Annotated in this window: 10 protein-coding genes, 6 tRNA genes and 3 rRNA genes; all 19 read right to left on the reverse strand. The window is 58.9% G+C overall.

What is annotated here, in order from left to right:
- Positions 1–58: 58 nt before the first annotated feature.
- On the reverse strand, positions 59–4300 hold the full coding sequence (rpoC, locus tag JYK05_RS12135; protein WP_206467148.1) for a DNA-directed RNA polymerase subunit beta': 4242 nt from the start codon (positions 4298–4300) through the stop codon (positions 59–61).
- 21 nt (positions 4301–4321) lie between these two features.
- Entirely contained in the window at positions 4322–8428 is a 4107-nt protein-coding gene (rpoB, locus tag JYK05_RS12140; RefSeq protein WP_175946428.1) for a DNA-directed RNA polymerase subunit beta, read from the reverse strand.
- A gap of 368 nt (positions 8429–8796) precedes the next feature.
- A complete protein-coding gene (rplL, locus tag JYK05_RS12145; protein ID WP_175946426.1) occupies positions 8797–9171 on the reverse strand; it encodes a 50S ribosomal protein L7/L12 in 375 nt (124 codons plus the stop codon).
- A 77-nt stretch (positions 9172–9248) separates the two neighbouring features.
- Positions 9249–9743 (reverse strand): 50S ribosomal protein L10, encoded by a 495-nt coding sequence (gene rplJ, locus JYK05_RS12150; RefSeq protein ID WP_159837187.1) that lies wholly within the window; start codon positions 9741–9743, stop codon positions 9249–9251.
- 299 nt (positions 9744–10042) lie between these two features.
- Entirely contained in the window at positions 10043–10741 is a 699-nt protein-coding gene (rplA, locus tag JYK05_RS12155) for a 50S ribosomal protein L1 (RefSeq protein ID WP_175946425.1), read from the reverse strand.
- Positions 10742–11173 (reverse strand): 50S ribosomal protein L11, encoded by a 432-nt coding sequence (gene rplK / locus JYK05_RS12160; RefSeq protein WP_008343796.1) that lies wholly within the window; start codon positions 11171–11173, stop codon positions 10742–10744.
- Positions 11174–11315: 142 nt separating this feature from the next.
- Entirely contained in the window at positions 11316–11873 is a 558-nt protein-coding gene (nusG, locus tag JYK05_RS12165; protein WP_159837189.1) for a transcription termination/antitermination protein NusG, read from the reverse strand.
- 1 nt (position 11874) lies between these two features.
- Complete coding sequence (secE, locus tag JYK05_RS12170) at positions 11875–12255, reverse strand: preprotein translocase subunit SecE (protein WP_175946423.1); 381 nt, start codon at positions 12253–12255, stop codon at positions 11875–11877.
- Between the two features lie 34 nt (positions 12256–12289).
- Positions 12290–12365, reverse strand: a tRNA-Trp gene (locus JYK05_RS12175).
- Positions 12366–12431: 66 nt separating this feature from the next.
- The gene (tuf, locus tag JYK05_RS12180; protein ID WP_175946421.1) at positions 12432–13622 is read right to left on the reverse strand and encodes an elongation factor Tu; all 1191 of its coding nucleotides are present in this window, start codon (positions 13620–13622) and stop codon (positions 12432–12434) included.
- 62 nt (positions 13623–13684) lie between these two features.
- A tRNA-Thr gene (locus JYK05_RS12185) sits at positions 13685–13759 on the reverse strand.
- 16 nt (positions 13760–13775) lie between these two features.
- Positions 13776–13849: transfer RNA gene (locus JYK05_RS12190), tRNA-Gly, on the reverse strand.
- A gap of 30 nt (positions 13850–13879) precedes the next feature.
- Positions 13880–13965 (reverse strand) — tRNA-Tyr (locus JYK05_RS12195).
- Between the two features lie 148 nt (positions 13966–14113).
- Positions 14114–14227 (reverse strand): 5S ribosomal RNA (gene rrf / locus JYK05_RS12200).
- 141 nt (positions 14228–14368) lie between these two features.
- Positions 14369–17250: ribosomal RNA gene (locus JYK05_RS12205) — 23S ribosomal RNA — on the reverse strand.
- 288 nt (positions 17251–17538) lie between these two features.
- Positions 17539–17614 (reverse strand) — tRNA-Ala (locus JYK05_RS12210).
- A 70-nt stretch (positions 17615–17684) separates the two neighbouring features.
- Positions 17685–17761, reverse strand: a tRNA-Ile gene (locus JYK05_RS12215).
- A 63-nt stretch (positions 17762–17824) separates the two neighbouring features.
- Positions 17825–19356: ribosomal RNA gene (locus JYK05_RS12220) — 16S ribosomal RNA — on the reverse strand.
- Together the 16S, 23S and 5S rRNA genes with 5 tRNA genes alongside form the textbook arrangement of a ribosomal RNA operon.
- Before the next feature lie 481 nt (positions 19357–19837).
- A complete protein-coding gene (locus tag JYK05_RS12225; protein ID WP_206467149.1) occupies positions 19838–21124 on the reverse strand; it encodes an SGNH/GDSL hydrolase family protein in 1287 nt (428 codons plus the stop codon).
- Positions 21125–21161 lie beyond the last annotated feature (37 nt).

A 21161-nucleotide genomic window follows, 5' to 3' on the forward strand; every position in this document is an offset into this window, starting at 1 on the left:
GAAAAAAAAACCGCCCGGCGAAAACCGGGCGGTTCGAGGTGCTACGAGCGAAAGACGCTTACTCGTTGGTATGCGGCTGCTGCTCCGTTGCCGGGGTTTCCGGCGTACCGAAATCGAATGCCTCTTCGGCAGCGATCTGGTCGAAGCGTTCGCGATCCGCCGACTCCTTGCTCTTGCGCGCCTTGTGGAACGCGAGACCCGTACCGGCCGGAATCAGACGGCCGACGATCACGTTTTCCTTCAGACCGCGCAGATCGTCGCGCTTGCCCATGATCGCCGCTTCGGTCAGCACGCGAGTCGTTTCCTGGAACGACGCTGCCGAGATGAACGAATCGGTCGAGAGCGAAGCCTTCGTGATACCGAGCAGCACGTTCTCGTACGTCGCCGGACGCTTGTCTTCCGCGATCATGCGGTCGTTCTCGTCGAGCATGTCCGACCGCTCGACTTGTTCGCCCGGAATGAAGCGCGTATCGCCGTTGTCGACGATCTGCACGCGGCGCAGCATCTGACGCACGATCACTTCGATGTGCTTGTCGTTGATCTTCACGCCTTGCAGACGGTACACGTCCTGCACTTCGTCCACGATGTAGCGCGACAACGCCTCGATACCCTGCAGACGCAGGATGTCGTGCGGATCCGCAGGACCGTCGACGATCATTTCGCCCTTGTTGACGACCTGACCATCGTGCACCAGCACCTGCTTTTCCTTCGCGATCAGGAACTCGTGCTGATTGCCCTCGAGGTCCGTGATGACGAGACGCTGCTTGCCCTTCGTGTCCTTACCGAACGACGTCGTGCCCGTGACTTCCGCCAGAATGCCGGCGTCCTTCGGCGAGCGCGCTTCGAACAGTTCGGCCACGCGCGGCAGACCACCGGTAATGTCACGCGTCTTCTGCGCTTCAACCGGGATACGCGCCAGCACTTCACCGACCTGTACTTGCTGACCATCCTTCACGGTAATCAGTGCGCCGACCTGGAAGCCGATCTGCACCGAATGCTCGGTGTTCGGGATCTTCACTTCCTCGCCGTTCGCGTCGAGCAGTTTCACCTGCGGACGCACGCTCTTGCCAGCCTGCGAGCCGCGGCGCTTCGCGTCGATCACGACGAGGGTCGAAAGACCGGTCACGTCGTCGATCTGCTTGGCGACCGTCACGCCTTCCTCGACGTTTTCGAACTTCACCGTACCGCCCCACTCGGTGATGATCGGACGCGTCAGCGGGTCCCACTGAGCCAGTTGCGCACCGGCCTTGATCTGAGCGCCGTCGAGTTGCAGCAGCGTCGCGCCGTACGGAACCTTGTGACGCTCACGCTCGCGACCGAAGTCGTCCGCGATGATCGCTTCGCCCGAACGCGAAATGACGACCTGCTCGCCCTTCGCGTTGGTCACGTAGCGCATCGTGGCCGTGAAACGCACGGTACCGTTGCTCTTCGCTTCCACCGTCGATGCAACCGCCGCACGCGATGCCGCGCCACCGATGTGGAACGTACGCATGGTCAGCTGCGTGCCGGGCTCGCCGATCGACTGCGCCGCGATCACGCCGACTGCTTCGCCGACGTTCACGCGCGAACCGCGGCCGAGGTCGCGGCCGTAGCACGCGGCGCACAGGCCGTAGCGCGTTTCGCAGGTGAGCGGCGTGCGCACGCGCACTTCGTCGATGCCGAGGCGCTCGATCTCTTCCACCGCGTCTTCGTCCAGCAAATCGCCGGACGCAAACAGCGTTTCCTGCGTTTCCGGATTGACGACGTCCGCCACCGCGACGCGACCGAGAATACGGTCACGCAGCGCTTCGACGACTTCACCGCCTTCGACCAACGCCTTCATCGCCACGCCGTTCGACGTACCGCAATCGTCTTCGACCACGACCAGATCTTGCGTCACGTCCACGAGACGACGCGTCAGGTAACCCGAGTTCGCCGTCTTCAGTGCCGTATCCGCCAGACCCTTACGCGCGCCGTGCGTCGAGATGAAGTACTGCAGCACGTTCAGGCCTTCGCGGAAGTTCGCGGTAATCGGCGTCTCGATAATCGAGCCGTCCGGCTTCGCCATCAGGCCGCGCATACCGGCCAGCTGACGAATCTGCACCGCGGAACCACGCGCGCCCGAGTCGGCCATCATGTAGATGGAGTTGAACGACTCCTGCTTCGTCTCGTTGCCGTCACGGTCGATGACCGGTTCGGTTGCGAGCTGCTCCATCATCGCCTTACCGACGCTTTCCGACGTTGCCGACCAGATGTCGACCACGTTGTTGTAGCGTTCCTGCGCGGTGACGAGACCCGACATGTACTGACGGTCGTACTCCTTCACCTTCTTCGCGGCGTCGCCGACGATCGTCTCTTTCTGCGGCGGCACGAGCATGTCGTCCACGCAGATCGAGATACCGGCGCGCGTCGCGAGGCGGAAGCCCATCTGCATCAGCTGGTCGGCGAAGATCACCGTTTCGCGCAGACCGCACTTGCGGAACGCCGTGTTGATCAGGCGCGAGATTTCCTTCTTCTTCAGCGGCTTGTTCAGCACCGAGAACGGCAGGCCCGGCGGCAGAATCTCCGACAGGATCGAACGGCCAACGGTCGTCGCGTACAGCGTGACCTTCGGCACGAACTTCGGTGCGCCTTCGCTCGTGTCTTCGTTCGCCACCATTTCGGTGATACGCACGTTGACGCGCGAAGCCAGCTCGACTTCCTTGTTCTCGTACGCGCGGATCACTTCCGACACGCCCGTGAACGTGAGGCCTTCGCCCTTGCCGTTGATCGCTTCACGCGATGCGTAGTACAGGCCGAGCACGATATCCTGCGACGGCACGATCGACGGATCGCCGTTGGCCGGGAACAGGACGTTGTTCGACGCCAGCATCAGCGTGCGCGCTTCCATCTGCGCTTCGAGCGACAGCGGCACGTGAACAGCCATCTGGTCACCGTCGAAGTCGGCGTTGAACGCCGCGCAAACCAGCGGGTGCAGCTGGATTGCCTTACCTTCGATCAGCACCGGCTCGAAAGCCTGAATGCCGAGACGGTGCAGCGTCGGCGCACGGTTCAGCATGACCGGATGCTCGCGGATCACCTCTTCGAGGATGTCCCACACCACCGGCGTCTGGTTCTCGACTTCCTTCTTCGCAGCCTTTATGGTGGTCGCGACGCCCATCACTTCCAGCTTGTTGAAGATGAACGGCTTGAACAGTTCGAGCGCCATCAGCTTCGGCAGACCGCACTGGTGCAGCTTGAGCGTCGGGCCGACCACGATCACCGAACGGCCCGAGTAGTCCACGCGCTTACCGAGCAGGTTCTGACGGAAACGACCGCCCTTACCCTTGATCATGTCAGCGAGCGACTTCAGCGGACGCTTGTTCGCGCCGGTCATGGCCTTACCGCGACGACCGTTGTCGAGCAGCGAATCGACGGCTTCCTGCAGCATCCGCTTTTCGTTGCGGACAATGATTTCAGGCGCCTTCAGTTCGAGCAGACGCTTCAACCGGTTGTTACGGTTGATCACGCGGCGATACAGGTCGTTCAGGTCCGACGTCGCGAAACGGCCGCCGTCCAGCGGCACGAGCGGACGCAGTTCCGGCGGCAGCACCGGCAGGACTTCGAGCACCATCCAGTCAGGCTTGATGCCCGAACGCTGGAAAGCCTCGAGCACCTTCAGGCGCTTCGCGTACTTCTTGATCTTCGCTTCGGAACCCGTGTTCTTGAGTTCGGTGCGCAGCAGCTCGACCTGCTCGTCGATGTTGATCGAACGCAGCAGTTCGCGCACGCCTTCCGCGCCCATTTCGGCACGGAATTCGTCACCGTACTCTTCGACCTTGTTGTAGTAATCCTCTTCCGTCATGATCTGCCGCGCTTTTAGCGGCGTCATGCCCGGGTCGATCACCACGTACGCTTCGAAGTACAGCACGCGCTCGATGTCGCGCAGCGTCATGTCGAGCACCATGCCCAGACGCGACGGCAGCGACTTCAGGAACCAGATGTGCGCGACCGGCGAAGCCAGTTCGATATGACCCATGCGCTCGCGGCGCACCTTGGCCAGCGTCACTTCGACGCCGCACTTCTCGCAGATCACGCCACGGTGCTTGAGGCGCTTGTACTTGCCGCACAGGCACTCGTAGTCCTTGATCGGCCCGAAAATCTTCGCGCAAAACAGACCATCCCGCTCCGGCTTGAACGTGCGGTAGTTGATGGTCTCCGGCTTCTTCACTTCGCCGAACGACCACGAACGGATCTTGTCGGGCGACGCGAGGCCGATCTTGATCGCATCAAAAACTTCTTCTTGTTGGACTTGCTTGAATAGATCGAGCAGAGCTTTCATTGCTTTCTCTCCGTAGTCCGATTAGTTGCGGTCGAGATCGATGTCGATACCGAGCGAGCGGATTTCCTTCACCAACACGTTGAAGGATTCCGGCATGCCGGCGTCGATCACGTGATCGCCCTTGACGAGGTTCTCATACACCTTCGTCCGGCCCGTCACGTCGTCCGACTTGACCGTCAGCATTTCCTGCAGCACATACGATGCGCCATACGCCTCGAGCGCCCACACTTCCATTTCACCGAAACGCTGGCCACCGAACTGCGCCTTACCACCCAGCGGCTGCTGCGTGACGAGCGAGTACGGACCGGTCGAACGCGCGTGCATCTTGTCGTCGACCAGGTGGTGCAGCTTCAGGTAGTGCATGTAGCCGACCGTGACCTTGCGCTCGAACGGCTCGCCCGTGCGGCCGTCGTGCAGCGTGACCTGGTTCTTCGACGCGTTCATGCCGAGGTTCTGCGCCACGTCGTCCGGGAACGCGAGGTCCAGCGCGCGCGACATTTCGTCTTCCGTCGCGCCGTCGAACACCGGCGTCGCGAACGGCACGCCTTCGCGCAGGTTCTTCGCCAGTTCCACGATCTCGTCGTCCGAGAAGCCTTCCAGCTCTTCCTTGCGGCCCGACTCGTTGTAGATCTGCGTGAGGAACTGACGCAGTTCTTCGATCTTCGCCTGACGCTGCATCATCTCGCCGATGCGCCAGCCGAGACCCTTCGCGGCCCAGCCCAAATGCACTTCGAGAATCTGACCCACGTTCATCCGCGACGGCACGCCGAGCGGATTCAGCACGACGTCGGCCGGACGGCCATCGGCCATGTACGGCATGTCTTCGATCGGCACGATCTTCGACACGACACCCTTGTTACCGTGACGGCCCGCCATCTTGTCGCCAGGCTGCAAGCGACGCTTCACGGCGAGATACACCTTGACCATCTTCAGCACGCCCGGCGGCAGTTCGTCGCCTTGCGTGAGCTTCTTGCGCTTCTCTTCGAACGCGAGGTCGAACTGGTGACGCTTCTGCTCGATCGAGTCCTTGATGGCTTCCAGCTGCGCCGCTGCTTCTTCGTCCGCGAGGCGGATGTCGAACCAGTGGTAGTGGTCGAGGTCTTCGAGGTACGCGAGGTCGATCTTCGTGCCCTTCGCGAGCTTCTTCGGACCGCCGTTCGCGACCTTGCCGTTCAGCATGCGCGCGAGACGCGAGAACGCGTCGCCTTCCACGATACGAAGCTGATCGTTCAGGTCCAGGCGGTAACGCTTCAGTTCATCGTCGATGATCTGTTGCGCGCGCTTGTCACGCGTGATGCCTTCGCGCGTGAACACCTGCACGTCGATGACCGTGCCGCTCATGCCCGACGGCACGCGCAGCGACGTGTCCTTCACGTCCGATGCCTTTTCGCCGAAGATCGCGCGCAGCAGCTTTTCTTCCGGCGTCAGCTGGGTTTCGCCCTTCGGCGTGACCTTGCCGACCAGCACGTCGCCTGCTTCGACTTCCGCGCCGATGTACACGATGCCCGACTCGTCGAGACGGCCAAGCTGCACTTCCGCGAGGTTCGAAATGTCGCGCGTGATTTCTTCCGGTCCGAGCTTGGTGTCGCGAGCAACGACGTTCAGTTCTTCGATGTGGATCGACGTGTAACGATCGTCCGCGACGACCTTCTCCGAGATCAGGATCGAGTCTTCGAAGTTGTAGCCGTTCCACGGCATGAAGGCGACCAGCATGTTCTGACCGAGCGCGAGCTCGCCCAGATCCGTCGAGGCGCCGTCGGCCAGCACGTCGCCGCGCGAGACCTTGTCGCCCATCTTCACGATCGGACGCTGGTTGATGTTCGTGTTCTGGTTCGAACGCGTGTACTTGATCAGGTTGTAGATGTCCACGCCGACATCGCCGGCGACGGCTTCATCGTCGTTCACGCGAATCACGATACGGCCCGCGTCCACGTAATCCACGACACCGCCACGCATGGCCTGAACCGTCGTGCCCGAGTCGACCGCCACGGTACGCTCGATGCCCGTACCGACGACCGGCTTCTCCGGACGCAGACACGGCACGGCCTGACGCTGCATGTTCGAGCCCATCAACGCGCGGTTCGCGTCGTCGTGCTCGAGGAACGGAATCAGCGATGCCGCGACCGACACGATCTGCGACGGCGCCACGTCCATGTACTGGATGCGATCCGGCGTGACCATCAGCGTTTCGCCGGCTTCACGCGACGAGACGAGTTCGTCGGTCAGCGTGCCGTCTTCCGCGACTGCCGCGTTCGCCTGCGCGATCACGTAACGGCCTTCTTCGATCGCCGACAGATAGTCGATCTGGTCCGTCACCTTGCCGTCGACCACCTTGCGATACGGCGTTTCGAGGAAGCCGTATTCGTTCAGGTGCGCGTACAGCGCGAGCGAGTTGATCAGACCGATGTTCGGACCTTCCGGCGTTTCGATCGGGCACACGCGGCCGTAGTGCGTCGGATGCACGTCGCGGACTTCGAAGCCTGCGCGTTCACGCGTCAGACCGCCCGGGCCGAGTGCGGAAACGCGACGCTTGTGCGTGATTTCCGACAGCGGGTTGGTCTGGTCCATGAACTGCGACAGCTGCGACGAACCGAAGAACTCGCGAATCGCCGACGAAATCGGCTTGGAGTTGATCAGGTCGTGCGGCATCAGGTTTTCGCTTTCGGCCTGGCCGAGGCGTTCCTTCACAGCACGCTCGACACGCACGAGACCCGCGCGGAACTGGTTCTCCGCGAGTTCGCCGACGCAACGCACGCGACGATTACCCAAGTGGTCGATGTCGTCCACTTCGCCCTTGCCGTTACGCAGCTCGACGAGGATCTTGATGGTCGCGAGGATGTCGTCGTCCTGCAGCGTCATCGGCCCGATGATTTCATCACGGCCCACGCGGCGGTTGAACTTCATGCGGCCGACCTTCGACAGGTCGTACGCGTCTTCGCTGTAGAAGAGACGATTGAACAGCGCCTCGACCGCTTCTTCGGTCGGCGGCTCGCCCGGGCGCATCATGCGGTAGATCGCGATACGCGCGGCCATCTTGTCCGCGGTTTCGTCGATACGCAGCGTCGACGAGATGTACGGACCCTGGTCGAGATCGTTCGTGTACAGCGTCTGGATTTCCTTGACCTTCGCTTCGCGCAGCTTTTCGAGGACCGTTTCGGTGATTTCCTCGTTAGCGTTCGCGATGACTTCGCCCGTTTCGGGATCGATCACGTTCTTCGCGAGCACGCGGCCGAGCAGATACTCCTCGGGCACCGAGATGAACTTCGTCTTGGCGTTTTCGAGGTCGCGAATGTGCTTCGCGTTGATCCGCTTGTCCTTCGTGACGATGACGTTGCCTTCGCGATCCTGAATGTCGAAGCGCGCCACTTCGCCGCGCAGACGCTCGGGCACGAATTCCATCTGCGCGCCTTCGCTCATCAGCGCGAAGTTGTCGAAAACGAAGAAGTTCGCGAGGATCTGTTCCGGCGTCAGGCCGATGGCCTTCAGCAGAATCGTGACCGGCATCTTGCGGCGACGGTCGACGCGGAAGTACAGCACGTCCTTCGGGTCGAACTCGAAGTCGAGCCACGAACCGCGGTAAGGAATGATACGCGCCGAGAACAGCAGCTTGCCGGAGCTATGCGTCTTGCCCTTGTCGTGCTCGAAGAACACGCCGGGCGAACGGTGGAGCTGCGACACGATCACGCGCTCGGTACCGTTGATGACGAAAGAACCGGTCGGCGTCATGAGCGGAATTTCGCCCATGTACACTTCCTGTTCTTTGACTTCCTTCACGACGGGCTTGCTCGGCGACTCTTTGTCGAGCAGAACGAGACGGACCTTCGCGCGCAGGGCCGAGCAATAGGTCAGGCCGCGCTGCTGGCATTCCTTGATGTTGAATGCGGGCGGCGACAGCATGTAGCTGACGAACTCGAGCCGCGCGAAGCCGTTGTGCGAAACGATCGGGAAAACAGAGGTGAACGCAGCTTGCAAGCCTTCTGCCTTGCGCTGCGAAGAAGACGTATCCGCTTGCAGAAACGTCTGGAATGATTCAAGCTGGGTCGCCAGCAAAAAGGGAACTTGGTGAACGATGGGGCGCTTCGCGAAACTCTTGCGAATACGCTTCTTCTCGGTGAAGGAATATTGCATACGATCTCCGAATCACGGCGGGCGTTACCGAGGCGGGATACCTCGACGACACGGCCCGGTGTTCACCGACTGAGACCCGCGCCGCTGTCCGGGGAGGACGCGCGAGTCTAGAAGCTTGGTGGTTGGCCGCTACCAACCGCTGGCTGACGGCAGCGGATGCCTGTGTTTCCCGCTACCCGACCAAACTTGCCTTCTGCAGTCGCTTCAGAAGACAAAGACAACTGCCGGAATATATTGCCGACCCGACCGTTGTCTTTGGCTTCTGCGGGGACATTTATGCTTGCCAACGCGCATAAAAACTCGGTCCCCACAAAGCACAAAAAGGCCGGCGGTGAAAAACCGCCAGCCTTCGCACAGCGCAATGAAACTTACTTGATTTCAGCCTTCGCGCCTGCGTCTTCCAGCTTCTTCTTCGCTTCTTCAGCAGCAGCCTTGGGCACCGCTTCCTTGATGGGCTTCGGTGCGCCATCGACCAGGTCCTTCGCTTCCTTCAGGCCGAGACCCGTCAGTTCGCGAACAGCCTTAATGACCGAGACCTTGTTTGCGCCAGCTTCGAGCAGGTTCACCGTGAATTCGGTTTGCTCTTCAGCAGCAGCGGCAGCGCCGCCAGCAGCCGGGCCAGCGACAGCAACAGCAGCTGCCGACACGCCAAACTTCTCTTCGAACGCCTTGACCAGCTCGTTCAGTTCCAGAACCGACATCGCGCCAACGGCTTCCAGGATGTCTTCTTTTGCGATTGCCATTTGAAATACTCCTAAATTGAATTCGGATCGAGCTAGCGATCTTTACCTAACTGAGCAACTGTGGCTCAAGCGTGACGTTATGCAGCTTCGCCTTGCTTCTCTGCCAGCGCGGCGAGAGCGCGCGCAAAGCCGGAAACAGGTGCTTGCATGACGAACAACAGCTTGGAGAGCAGCTCTTCGCGGCTCGGGATGTTGGCCAGCGCTTGCACGCCCGCCTTGTCCATCACCTTGCCTTCGTAGGAACCAGCCTTGATGATCAACTTGTCATTGCTCTTGCCGAAGTCGTTGACGACCTTGGCTGCGGCAATGGCATCTTCCGAGATGCCGTAGATCAGAGGACCGGTCATCTGCTCAGCCAGCGGAGCGAACGGCGTACCTTCGACGGCGCGACGCGCCAGCGTGTTCTTCAACACGCGCAGATACACCTGTTGCTCACGCGCTTTCGCGCGCAGCTTGGTCAGATCGCCAACCGTGATCCCACGATACTCAGCGAGCACCATCGTCTGAGCCTTCGCGACTTGCGCGGCGACTTCAGCGACGACTGCCTGCTTATCTTCTTTGTTCAGTGGCACGGTTAAACCTCCAGATTCGATGCACTCAGGTGTCCAACCTTCATGCACCACGTTCGACAACGGCGTCCGACTGTTAGGAGTATTTCAAGCGGTTGGTGACCGTCTGAGAACGATCGACAACCGGCTTCAACCACTGCAAAACTGTTTCGGGTTCGCCATCTGCGTTGGCTTGAATTAAGGCGCCGCCCAACTGCTGCACCGCCACCAACGGTCTTTGACAACCGGTTACCCAACTAAACGACTGTTGCGCAACCGCCCAAAGCCCTTGAGAACGCGGTCATGCGACCGCGTCGAAATTCTTATTGTTGCGCGAGCGTGGCTTGGTCCACGCGAACGCCGACGCCCATCGTGCTCGACAGCGCGATCTTGCGCAGGTACACGCCCTTGCTCGTCGCCGGCTTCGCCTTGTTCAGCGCGTCGATCAGCGCCGACAAGTTCTGACGCAGCGAAGCGGGTTCGAACGACGCACGGCCGATCGTGCCGTGGATGATACCGGCTTTGTCGACGCGGAACTGCACCTGACCAGCCTTGGCGTTCTTGACCGCTTGAGCGACGTCCGGCGTCACGGTACCGACCTTCGGGTTCGGCATGAGGCCACGCGGACCGAGGATCTGGCCCAGCGTACCGACCACGCGCATCGTGTCCGGCGAAGCGATCACGACGTCGAAGTTCAGATTGCCGGCCTTGACTTGCTCAGCCAGGTCTTCCATGCCGACCACGTCCGCGCCAGCTGCACGTGCTTGCTCGGCCTTGTCGCCTTGCGCGAACACTGCAACGCGAACCGACTTGCCGGTGCCGGCGGGCAGAACGACGGAACCACGAACCACTTGGTCCGACTTCTTTGCGTCGATGCCGAGCTGAACGGCGACGTCGATCGACTCGTCGAACTTGGCGTTTGCGCATTCCTTGATCAGGTTCAGCGCGTCGTCGATCGGATACAGCTTCTGACGATCGACCTTGTTTGCAAATGCCTGAAGGCGCTTCGAAAGCTTAGCCATTTACACGCCCTCCACAGTGATACCCATCGAACGCGCGCTACCGGCGATGGTGCGCACGGCTGCGTCCAGATCAGCTGCCGTAAGGTCCGGCATCTTGGTCTTCGCGATTTCTTCCGCTTGAGCGCGGGTGATGTTGCCGACCTTGTCGGTGTGCGGCTTGCTCGAGCCCTTCTGCACTGCGGCTGCCTTCTTGATCAGAACGGTAGCCGGCGGCGTCTTCATGATGAACGTGAAGCTCTTGTCCGCGAATGCCGTAATGACGACCGGCACCGGCAGACCCGGCTCCATGCCCTGAGTCTGCGCGTTGAACGCCTTGCAGAACTCCATGATGTTCAGGCCACGCTGGCCCAGCGCCGGACCGACCGGCGGCGACGGATTGGCTTTACCTGCAGGAATCTGCAGCTTGATAAAGCCGATGATTTTCTTTGCCATGTTGAAAACCTCTGCTGAACGCGTAAGCGTTCGGTGAGTGATAGCGCGCGTTCGACTTGACGACTACTGACGCTCCTCAACGGCCATTACGCGGACCGTAAGCGCGAATCGCGCGAGACCGATGACCTCGCGCGACGTATTCTTACACCTTCTCGACCTGACCGAATTCGAGTTCAACCGGCGTCGAACGCCCGAAGATCGTGACCGAAACGCGGACCCGGGACTTCTCGTAGTTGACTTCTTCGACGTTCCCGTTGAAGTCGGTGAAAGGACCTTCCTTCACACGCACCATCTCGCCGACTTCGAACAGTGTCTTCGGCCGCGGCTTCTCGACACCTTCCTGCATCTGCGACATGATCTTTTCGACCTCGCGCGGGGAGATGGGGCTCGGCCGATTGCGCGCACCGCCGACAAAACCGGTCACCTTCGCCGTATTCTTGACGAGGTGCCACGTTTCATCCGTCATTTCCATTTCAACCAGGACGTAGCCCGGGAAGAAACGACGCTCGGTGACCGATTTATGGCCACCCTTGACTTCCACTACTTCTTCCGTCGGAACGAGAATTTGACCGAATTGGTCCTGCATTCCCGCTCGCTCGATGCGCTCCTGAAGCGCACGTTGCACGCTCTTCTCCATGCCGGAGTAGGCGTGCACCACATACCAACGCTTTCCACTCGGAGATGTCGGAGTATCGCTCATATCATTTCCAACCCAGAATCGCCGAGAAAATTACCCATTCGATTGACTTGTCGCTAAGCCAAAGGAAGATGGCCATGATGAGGACGAATGCAAAGACCACCAGCGTGGTCTGCGTCGCCTCTTTGCGCGTAGGCCAGACGACCTTTCGAACTTCTTTGTACGAGTCTTTCGCGAAGGCAATGAAGCCCTTCCCGGGCGCAGAAAGAAGGCCGACAGCGACACCAGCAACCAAACCGACAGCAAGCGCCGCACCGCGGACATACCACTCTTGGCCGCTGAGCAGAAAGAAACCCACGAACCCGGCCAAGACCAACAATACCCCAGCCACCAACATCAACTTATCGCTGGAAGTATTTACAGTTTCGACTGAAGGATTCGCCATAACACCTTAAGCAGCGCCACCTGGCGCGAGAATGTGGCAGGGGCAGAGGGAATCGAACCCCCAACCTTCGGTTTTGGAGACCGACGCTCTGCCAGTTGAGCTATACCCCTAAACCATTTGGGGCCGACGGTTTCGCCGACCCCGAAAACTACAGACTACCGAGAGATCTCTGGCTCTTACTCGATAATCTTCGCAACGACACCTGCGCCGACGGTACGGCCGCCTTCGCGGATTGCGAAGCGCAGACCTTCTTCCATGGCGATCGGGGCGATCAGCTTGACCGTGATCGACACGTTGTCGCCCGGCATCACCATTTCCTTGTCCTTCGGCAGCTCGATCGAGCCCGTCACGTCCGTCGTACGGAAGTAGAACTGCGGACGGTAGTTGTTGAAGAACGGCGTGTGACGGCCGCCTTCGTCCTTGCTCAGCACGTACACTTCAGCGGTGAAGTGCGTGTGCGGCGTGATCGAACCCGGCTTGGCCAGCACTTGGCCGCGCTCGACGTCTTCACGCTTCGTGCCGCGCAGCAGGATACCGACGTTGTCGCCCGCTTGACCTTGGTCGAGCAGCTTGCGGAACATTTCCACGCCCGTGCAGGTCGTCTTCACCGTCGGCTTGATACCGACGATTTCGATTTCCTCGCCGACCTTGATGACGCCGCGCTCGACGCGGCCCGTTACCACCGTGCCGCGACCCGAGATCGAGAACACGTCTTCCACCGGCATCAGGAACGCGCCGTCAACTGCGCGCTCCGGCGTCGGGATGTACGTGTCCAGCGCGTCGGCCAGGCTCATGATCGCCACTTCGCCGAGTTCGCCCTTGTCGCCTTCCAGCGCGAGCTTGGCCGAACCCTTGATGATCGGCGTGTCGTCGCCCGGGAAGTCGTACTTCGACAGGAGTTCCCGCACTTCCATTTCGACGAGCTCGAGCAGTTCGGCGTCGTCCACCATGTCGCACTTGTTCAAGAACACGATGATGTACGGCACGCCAACCTGACGGGCCAGCAGGATGTGCTCGCGCGTTTGCGGCATCGGGCCGTCAGCGGCCGAGCACACCAGGATCGCGCCGTCCATCTGCGCGGCGCCCGTGATCATGTTCTTCACGTAGTCGGCGTGGCCCGGGCAATCGACGTGTGCGTAGTGGCGGTTAGCCGTTTCGTACTCGACGTGCGCGGTGTTGATGGTGATGCCGCGTGCCTTTTCTTCCGGCGCCGCGTCGATCTGGTCGTACGCCTTGGCTTCGCCGCCGAACTTGGCGGTCAGCACCGTCGTGATCGCTGCCGTCAGCGTGGTCTTGCCGTGGTCAACGTGACCGATCGTGCCCACGTTCACGTGCGGCTTGGTCCGCTCGAATTTACCTTTGGCCATTTTCGACTCCTAACAGGATTTTCGCACCTTGCGCCGCGCGCAACTTACTAGACTGATACAGCTGGTGCCCATGGGCAGGATCGAACTGCCGACCTCTCCCTTACCAAGGGAGTGCTCTACCACTGAGCCACATGGGCACTACAAAACCGACACTGGAGCGGGTGAAGGGAATCGAACCCTCGTCATAAGCTTGGAAGGCTTCTGCTCTACCATTGAGCTACACCCGCGAGGGTTGGATTCCCTTACCGCTTGAATTCTGGTGGAGGAGGTTGGATTCGAACCAACGTAGGCGTAAGCCAACAGATTTACAGTCTGCCCCCTTTAGCCACTCGGGCACCCCTCCGCAGAGAACTATCGATTATGGGGTAACAACACGCGGTTGTCAAGTACTTCTTGCGAAGCGAATCGATGAGGCTCTCACTTATAGTCGTCGCCCCAAACGCAAAAACCCCACCTTTGAGGGGTGGGGTTTTTGTTTTGAGCAAGGGGGAGCCTGACGATTACCTACTTTCACACGGGCAATCCGCACTATCATCGGCGTGGAGTCGTTTCACGGTCCTGTTCGGGATGGGAAGGGGTGGGACCGACTCGCTATGGTCATCAGGCTTTAAGGGGATGTTGTCTCGCGTTGAGGGCGCGACAACCAATCGGGGAAGAAGTAGTGGTTTGGGGTAGTGACTGTGGGCACAGTCGCTACTCAACCGGTGGCGCACCCGCTTCGGGGTGGCTTAAGACACACCAGTTATAGGATCAAGCCTTACGGGCAATTAGTATCAGTTAGCTCAATGCATTACTGCACTTACACACCTGACCTATCAACGTCCTGGTCTGGAACGACCCTTCAAGGGGCTCGAAGCCCCGGGGATATCTCATCTTAAGGCGAGTTTCCCGCTTAGATGCTTTCAGCGGTTATCTCTTCCGAACATAGCTACCCGGCGATGCCACTGGCGTGACAACCGGTACACCAGAGGTTCGTCCACTCCGGTCCTCTCGTACTAGGAGCAGCCCCCTTCAAATATCCAACGCCCACGGCAGATAGGGACCAAACTGTCTCACGACGTTTTAAACCCAGCTCACGTACCTCTTTAAATGGCGAACAGCCATACCCTTGGGACCGGCTACAGCCCCAGGATGAGATGAGCCGACATCGAGGTGCCAAACACCGCCGTCGATATGAACTCTTGGGCGGTATCAGCCTGTTATCCCCAGAGTACCTTTTATCCGTTGAGCGATGGCCCTTCCATACAGAACCACCGGATCACTATGACCTGCTTTCGCACCTGCTCGACTTGTCGGTCTCGCAGTTAAGCACGCTTATGCCATTGCACTATCAGCACGATTTCCGACCGTACCTAGCGTACCTTCGTACTCCTCCGTTACGCTTTGGGAGGAGACCGCCCCAGTCAAACTGCCTACCATGCACTGTCCCCGATCCGGATCACGGACCAAGGTTAGAACCTCAAACAAACCAGGGTGGTATTTCAAGGACGGCTCCACCGAAACTGGCGTTCCGGTTTCATAGCCTCCCACCTATCCTACACAGATCGGTTCAAAGTCCAATGCAAAGCTACAGTAAAGGTTCATGGGGTCTTTCCGTCTAGCCGCGGGGAGATTGCATCATCACAAACACTTCAACTTCGCTGAGTCTCGGGAGGAGACAGTGTGGCCATCGTTACGCCATTCGTGCAGGTCGGAACTTACCCGACAAGGAATTTCGCTACCTTAGGACCGTTATAGTTACGGCCGCCGTTTACCGGGACTTCAATCAAGAGCTTGCACCCCATCATTTAATCTTCCGGCACCGGGCAGGCGTCACACCCTATACGTCCACTTTCGTGTTTGCAGAGTGCTGTGTTTTTATTAAACAGTCGCAGCCACCAGTTTATTGCAACCCTTTCACCCTCCTGGCGCAGGCCAGTCAAGCTACCAGGGCGTACCTTATCCCGAAGTTACGGTACCAATTTGCCGAGTTCCTTCTCCCGAGTTCTCTCAAGCGCCTTAGAATACTCATCTCGCCCACCTGTGTCGGTTTGCGGTACGGTCATCGTTAGACTGAAGCTTAGAGGCTTTTCTTGGAACCACTTCCAATTGCTTCGTGACCGAAGTCACTCGCGCCACACCCTTGAATTACGTGCCCGGATTTGCCTAAGCACCTTCTCCAATGCAGCGACCGGGACGTCCAACACCCGGACAACCTTCCGCGATCCGTCCCCCCATCGCATCTAACAATGGTGCAGGAATATTGACCTGCTTCCCATCAGCTACGCATTTCTGCCTCGCCTTAGGGGCCGACTCACCCTACGCCGATGAACGTTGCGTAGGAAACCTTGGGCTTACGGCGAGGGGGCTTTTCACCCCCTTTATCGCTACTCATGTCAGCATTCGCACTTCCGATACCTCCAGCACGCTTTTCAACGCACCTTCGCAGGCTTACGGAACGCTCTCCTACCATGCGAGTAAAACTCGCATCCGCAGCTTCGGTGACTGGCTTGAGCCCCGTTACATCTTCCGCGCAGGACGACTCGATCAGTGAGCTATTACGCTTTCTTTAAAGGGTGGCTGCTTCTAAGCCAACCTCCTGACTGTTTTAGCCTTCCCACTTCGTTTCCCACTTAGCCAATCTTTGGGACCTTAGCTGGCGGTCTGGGTTGTTTCCCTCTTGACACCGGACGTTAGCACCCGATGTCTGTCTCCCGTGATTGCACTCTTCGGTATTCGGAGTTTGCTATGGCGTAGTAATCCGCAATGGACCCCACAACCATGACAGTGCTCTACCCCCGAAGGTGATACACGAGGCACTACCTAAATAGTTTTCGGAGAGAACCAGCTATTTCCAAGTTTGTTTAGCCTTTCACCCCTATCCACAGCTCATCCCCTAACTTTTCAACGTTAGTGGGTTCGGTCCTCCAGTACGTGTTACCGCACCTTCAACCTGGCCATGGATAGATCACTTGGTTTCGGGTCTACGCCCAGCAACTGATCGCCCTATTCGGACTCGCTTTCGCTACGCCTGCCTTAATCAGTTAAGCTCGCTACTGAACGTAAGTCGCTGACCCATTATACAAAAGGTACGCCGTCACCCCTTACGAGGCTCCGACTGTTTGTATGCATGCGGTTTCAGGATCTATTTCACTCCCCTCCCGGGGTTCTTTTCGCCTTTCCCTCACGGTACTGGTTCACTATCGGTCGATCACGAGTATTTAGCCTTGGAGGATGGTCCCCCCATCTTCAGACAGGATTTCACGTGTCCCGCCCTACTTGTCGTACCCCTAGTTCTTTCATACTGTTTTCGCTTACAGGGCTATCACCTGCTATGGCCGCACTTTCCAGAGCGTTCAGCTAACAATACAAATAAAGAGTACAGGCTCTTCCCATTTCGCTCGCCACTACTTTGGGAATCTCGGTTGATTTCTTTTCCTGCGGTTACTTAGATGTTTCAGTTCACCGCGTTCGCTTCACATAGCCTATGTATTCAGCTATGGATACTCCATACGGAGTGGGTTTCCCCATTCGGACATCTTCGGATCAATGCTCGTTTGCCAGCTCCCCGAAGCTTTTCGCAGGCTACCGCGTCCTTCATCGCCTGTGATCGCCAAGGCATCCACCACATGCACTTGTTCGCTTGACCCTATAACGAGTGTGTCTCGCGACACCTCTGTCATAGGCTGAGTATTCGCGTTGTGCCGTATTCCAAGTCATCAATGAAGATCACTTTTCATACTCGATACAATCACTACCCTGACTACCCTACTCACACCCATCTCTAAGTGCTTTCAGATAATCTCTTTACTACTTCTTCCTGATTGTTAAAGAACGTTTAGCCGATAGGTGTCTTGCAATACCTACAGCATCAACTGGCTAGCAATCGCCAATGCTTAACATTCACTGCTCGTGAACGCTAGGCATTGAAGATTGATGGTGGAGGATGACGGGATCGAACCGACGACCCCCTGCTTGCAAAGCAGGTGCTCTCCCAGCTGAGCTAATCCCCCGCGTCTATTGACCCTGCCCTCTTCGAGGGTGGGGCCTTCGTAAGCGCTCACGCGCTAACGACCGCCGACATGGTGGGTCTGGTTGGATTCGAACCAACGACCCCCGCCTTATCAAGACGGTGCTCTAACCGACTGAGCTACAGACCCTTAGCCTGTTTCTAAACCACAGCCGATAAGCGTGAGCGCTTAACTTGGTGTGCGAAGCTCGAGAAAGGAGGTGATCCAGCCGCACCTTCCGATACGGCTACCTTGTTACGACTTCACCCCAGTCATGAATCCTACCGTGGTGACCGTCCTCCTTGCGGTTAGACTAGCCACTTCTGGTAAAACCCACTCCCATGGTGTGACGGGCGGTGTGTACAAGACCCGGGAACGTATTCACCGCGGCATGCTGATCCGCGATTACTAGCGATTCCAGCTTCACGCAGTCGAGTTGCAGACTGCGATCCGGACTACGATCGGTTTTCTGGGATTGGCTCCACCTCGCGGCTTGGCAACCCTCTGTTCCGACCATTGTATGACGTGTGAAGCCCTACCCATAAGGGCCATGAGGACTTGACGTCATCCCCACCTTCCTCCGGTTTGTCACCGGCAGTCTCCTTAGAGTGCTCTTGCGTAGCAACTAAGGACAAGGGTTGCGCTCGTTGCGGGACTTAACCCAACATCTCACGACACGAGCTGACGACAGCCATGCAGCACCTGTGCGCCGGTTCTCTTTCGAGCACGTCCGCCTCTCAGCAGACTTCCGACCATGTCAAGGGTAGGTAAGGTTTTTCGCGTTGCATCGAATTAATCCACATCATCCACCGCTTGTGCGGGTCCCCGTCAATTCCTTTGAGTTTTAATCTTGCGACCGTACTCCCCAGGCGGTCAACTTCACGCGTTAGCTACGTTACTAAGGAAATGAATCCCCAACAACTAGTTGACATCGTTTAGGGCGTGGACTACCAGGGTATCTAATCCTGTTTGCTCCCCACGCTTTCGTGCATGAGCGTCAGTGTTGGCCCAGGAGGCTGCCTTCGCCATCGGTATTCCTCCACATCTCTACGCATTTCACTGCTACACGTGGAATTCTACCTCCCTCTGCCACACTCAAAGCCTGCCAGTCACCAATGCAGTTCCCAGGTTAAGCCCGGGGATTTCACATCGGTCTTAACAGACCGCCTGCGCACGCTTTACGCCCAGTAATTCCGATTAACGCTCGCACCCTACGTATTACCGCGGCTGCTGGCACGTAGTTAGCCGGTGCTTATTCTTCCGGTACCGTCATCCTCCACCGATATTAGCGGCGAAGTTTTCTTTCCGGACAAAAGTGCTTTACAACCCGAAGGCCTTCTTCACACACGCGGCATTGCTGGATCAGGGTTGCCCCCATTGTCCAAAATTCCCCACTGCTGCCTCCCGTAGGAGTCTGGGCCGTGTCTCAGTCCCAGTGTGGCTGGTCGTCCTCTCAGACCAGCTACAGATCGTCGCCTTGGTAGGCCTTTACCCCACCAACTAGCTAATCTGCCATCGGCCGCCCCTACAGCGCGAGGTCCGAAGATCCCCCGCTTTCCTCCGTAGATCGTATGCGGTATTAATCCGGCTTTCGCCGGGCTATCCCCCACTACAGGACACGTTCCGATGTATTACTCACCCGTTCGCCACTCGCCGCCAGGCCGAAGCCCGCGCTGCCGTCCGACTTGCATGTGTAAGGCATGCCGCCAGCGTTCAATCTGAGCCAGGATCAAACTCTTCAGTTCAATGCCTGTTACTGTTTTCGGTTCCGTTAGAAACCGGTCGCTCACTCAACGTACTGACGATGATTAATCCGTCCTAAGACAGATAAACCTTCCTCTGATACTTCGTGTGAGACTCTTGATACTTTTGCTTATGCTGCAGCGCCTAAGCACCGCAACCGCACTCGCCATCAAGCGCCCACACTTATCGGCTGTTAGTTTTTAAAGAGCAATCCGCCAAGACTTTTCACCTCGCCGCATCGAGCACTGGGCTCAACCGCTTCGTCTTGCGTCGCTGCATCAGCAGCAGAGAAACGAGATTATGAAGAATCTTTTTCTCCTTGTCAACAGCTTTTTTCTGCTTTCGCTTTCAAAACTGAGGACTTCGGAGACCGCCTGTTTCTCTGGCGGCGCTCATCTTGCGACGAGGAGCGGAATTCTAGGCCAAGCAAACGCCGATGACAAGGTGATGACGCGAGTTTTTTTGCGGCCCCTTTCCGGATGCTCATTTCGCCGTTCCGAGGACGACCTCGACGGGCACCGCAGCCGCCATCGCGGCGTATCCGGCGTCGCTCGGATGAATGTGGTCGCCACTGTCGAAACGCCGGTGCAGCGCGCTCGGTCGGGCAGGATCGCGCAGCGCCTGATCGAAGTCGATGACGCCATCGAACGCCCGGCTCGCGCGGAGCGACGCATTGACCGCCGTGCGAATCGCCTCGCGTTCCGGCGGCAGCGACGCCGGCGTGAGCGTGGCTCCGTAGATCTTGAGCCCGCGCTGGTGCGCCTGCGCGATGAGTCGTTGATACCCCCGCAGCAGCGCGTCGGCGTTGACCTCTGTATGCGGCGCATCGCAGTCGAGGCCGCCGTGCGCCGGCATCGCCGCGAAATTGATGTCGTTGATGCCGATCAGCACGATTACCGCGCGCACGCCCGGCTGCCGCAGCGCGTCGCGATCGAAGCGGCTCACGAGCGCCTCGCCGTAGCAAGGCGAATTGCTGAGCAGCCGGTTTCCGCTGATGCCCACGTTGACGACCGCCGCCTGCACGCCGTTCTTCTGAGCGATTTCGCGTGCGAGAGCGTCGGGCCAGCGCCGATTGGCGTTCAGCGTCGAGCGCATGCCGTCGGTAATCGAATCCCCGATGGCCACGACTGCCCGCGCCGTCGGATTCTCGACTGACACGTTCGTGAGCCAGGCGTACTGGGTAAATCGCGTACGGAAGGCTGCGGAAGAAGCGTCGTCCGTGCGGTCTCCGGGCGTCGAGACGTAATTGACCTGGCTTGCCACGCGATGCCACGCGACGAGCTTTTGCTCCTTCCCCATGAACATGCTGACGGCAAGCGGCTGACCGGCGGCCACGTCGAACGCGAGTGGATCGCTCGTGGCTTGCCCGCCGGGCGCGACCGTCACCGTCTTGTTGCCGGCGAAAAGAACGGGCCGGGCGCTGCCGCCCTGAATCGCGGGGCTGCTGCCGCTGATGGCGCGCGCGACGCTCATCGACTCGACAACGAGCGGCGCGGTTCCGTACACGTTGCTTATGCGCAAGCGCATTTGCTTGCCGGCAAGCTGCGGATAGATCACTTGCCGGACCGTTCGGCCCCCGACTTCAGGCGCGCGATAAAGCGGCGGCAGATTCGCGAGTTGCGGAATCGATTGAAGCGCCGTGCCCCAGGCGCTGACCCAATGGTCGTTTGCGGGCGATCCGGCGGTCTCGGCGGCGAACGCCAGCGGCGCGGCGGTGAACGGGAAAGCAAGCGCGGCCGCGCAGAGTGCGGCGAGATACTTGGGCTTCATTCGGCGGTGGCGTTCGGAAAAAGTCTAAATTGTGCCC

Source organism: Caballeronia sp. M1242 (assembly GCF_017220215.1).
Classification (GTDB): domain Bacteria; phylum Pseudomonadota; class Gammaproteobacteria; order Burkholderiales; family Burkholderiaceae; genus Caballeronia.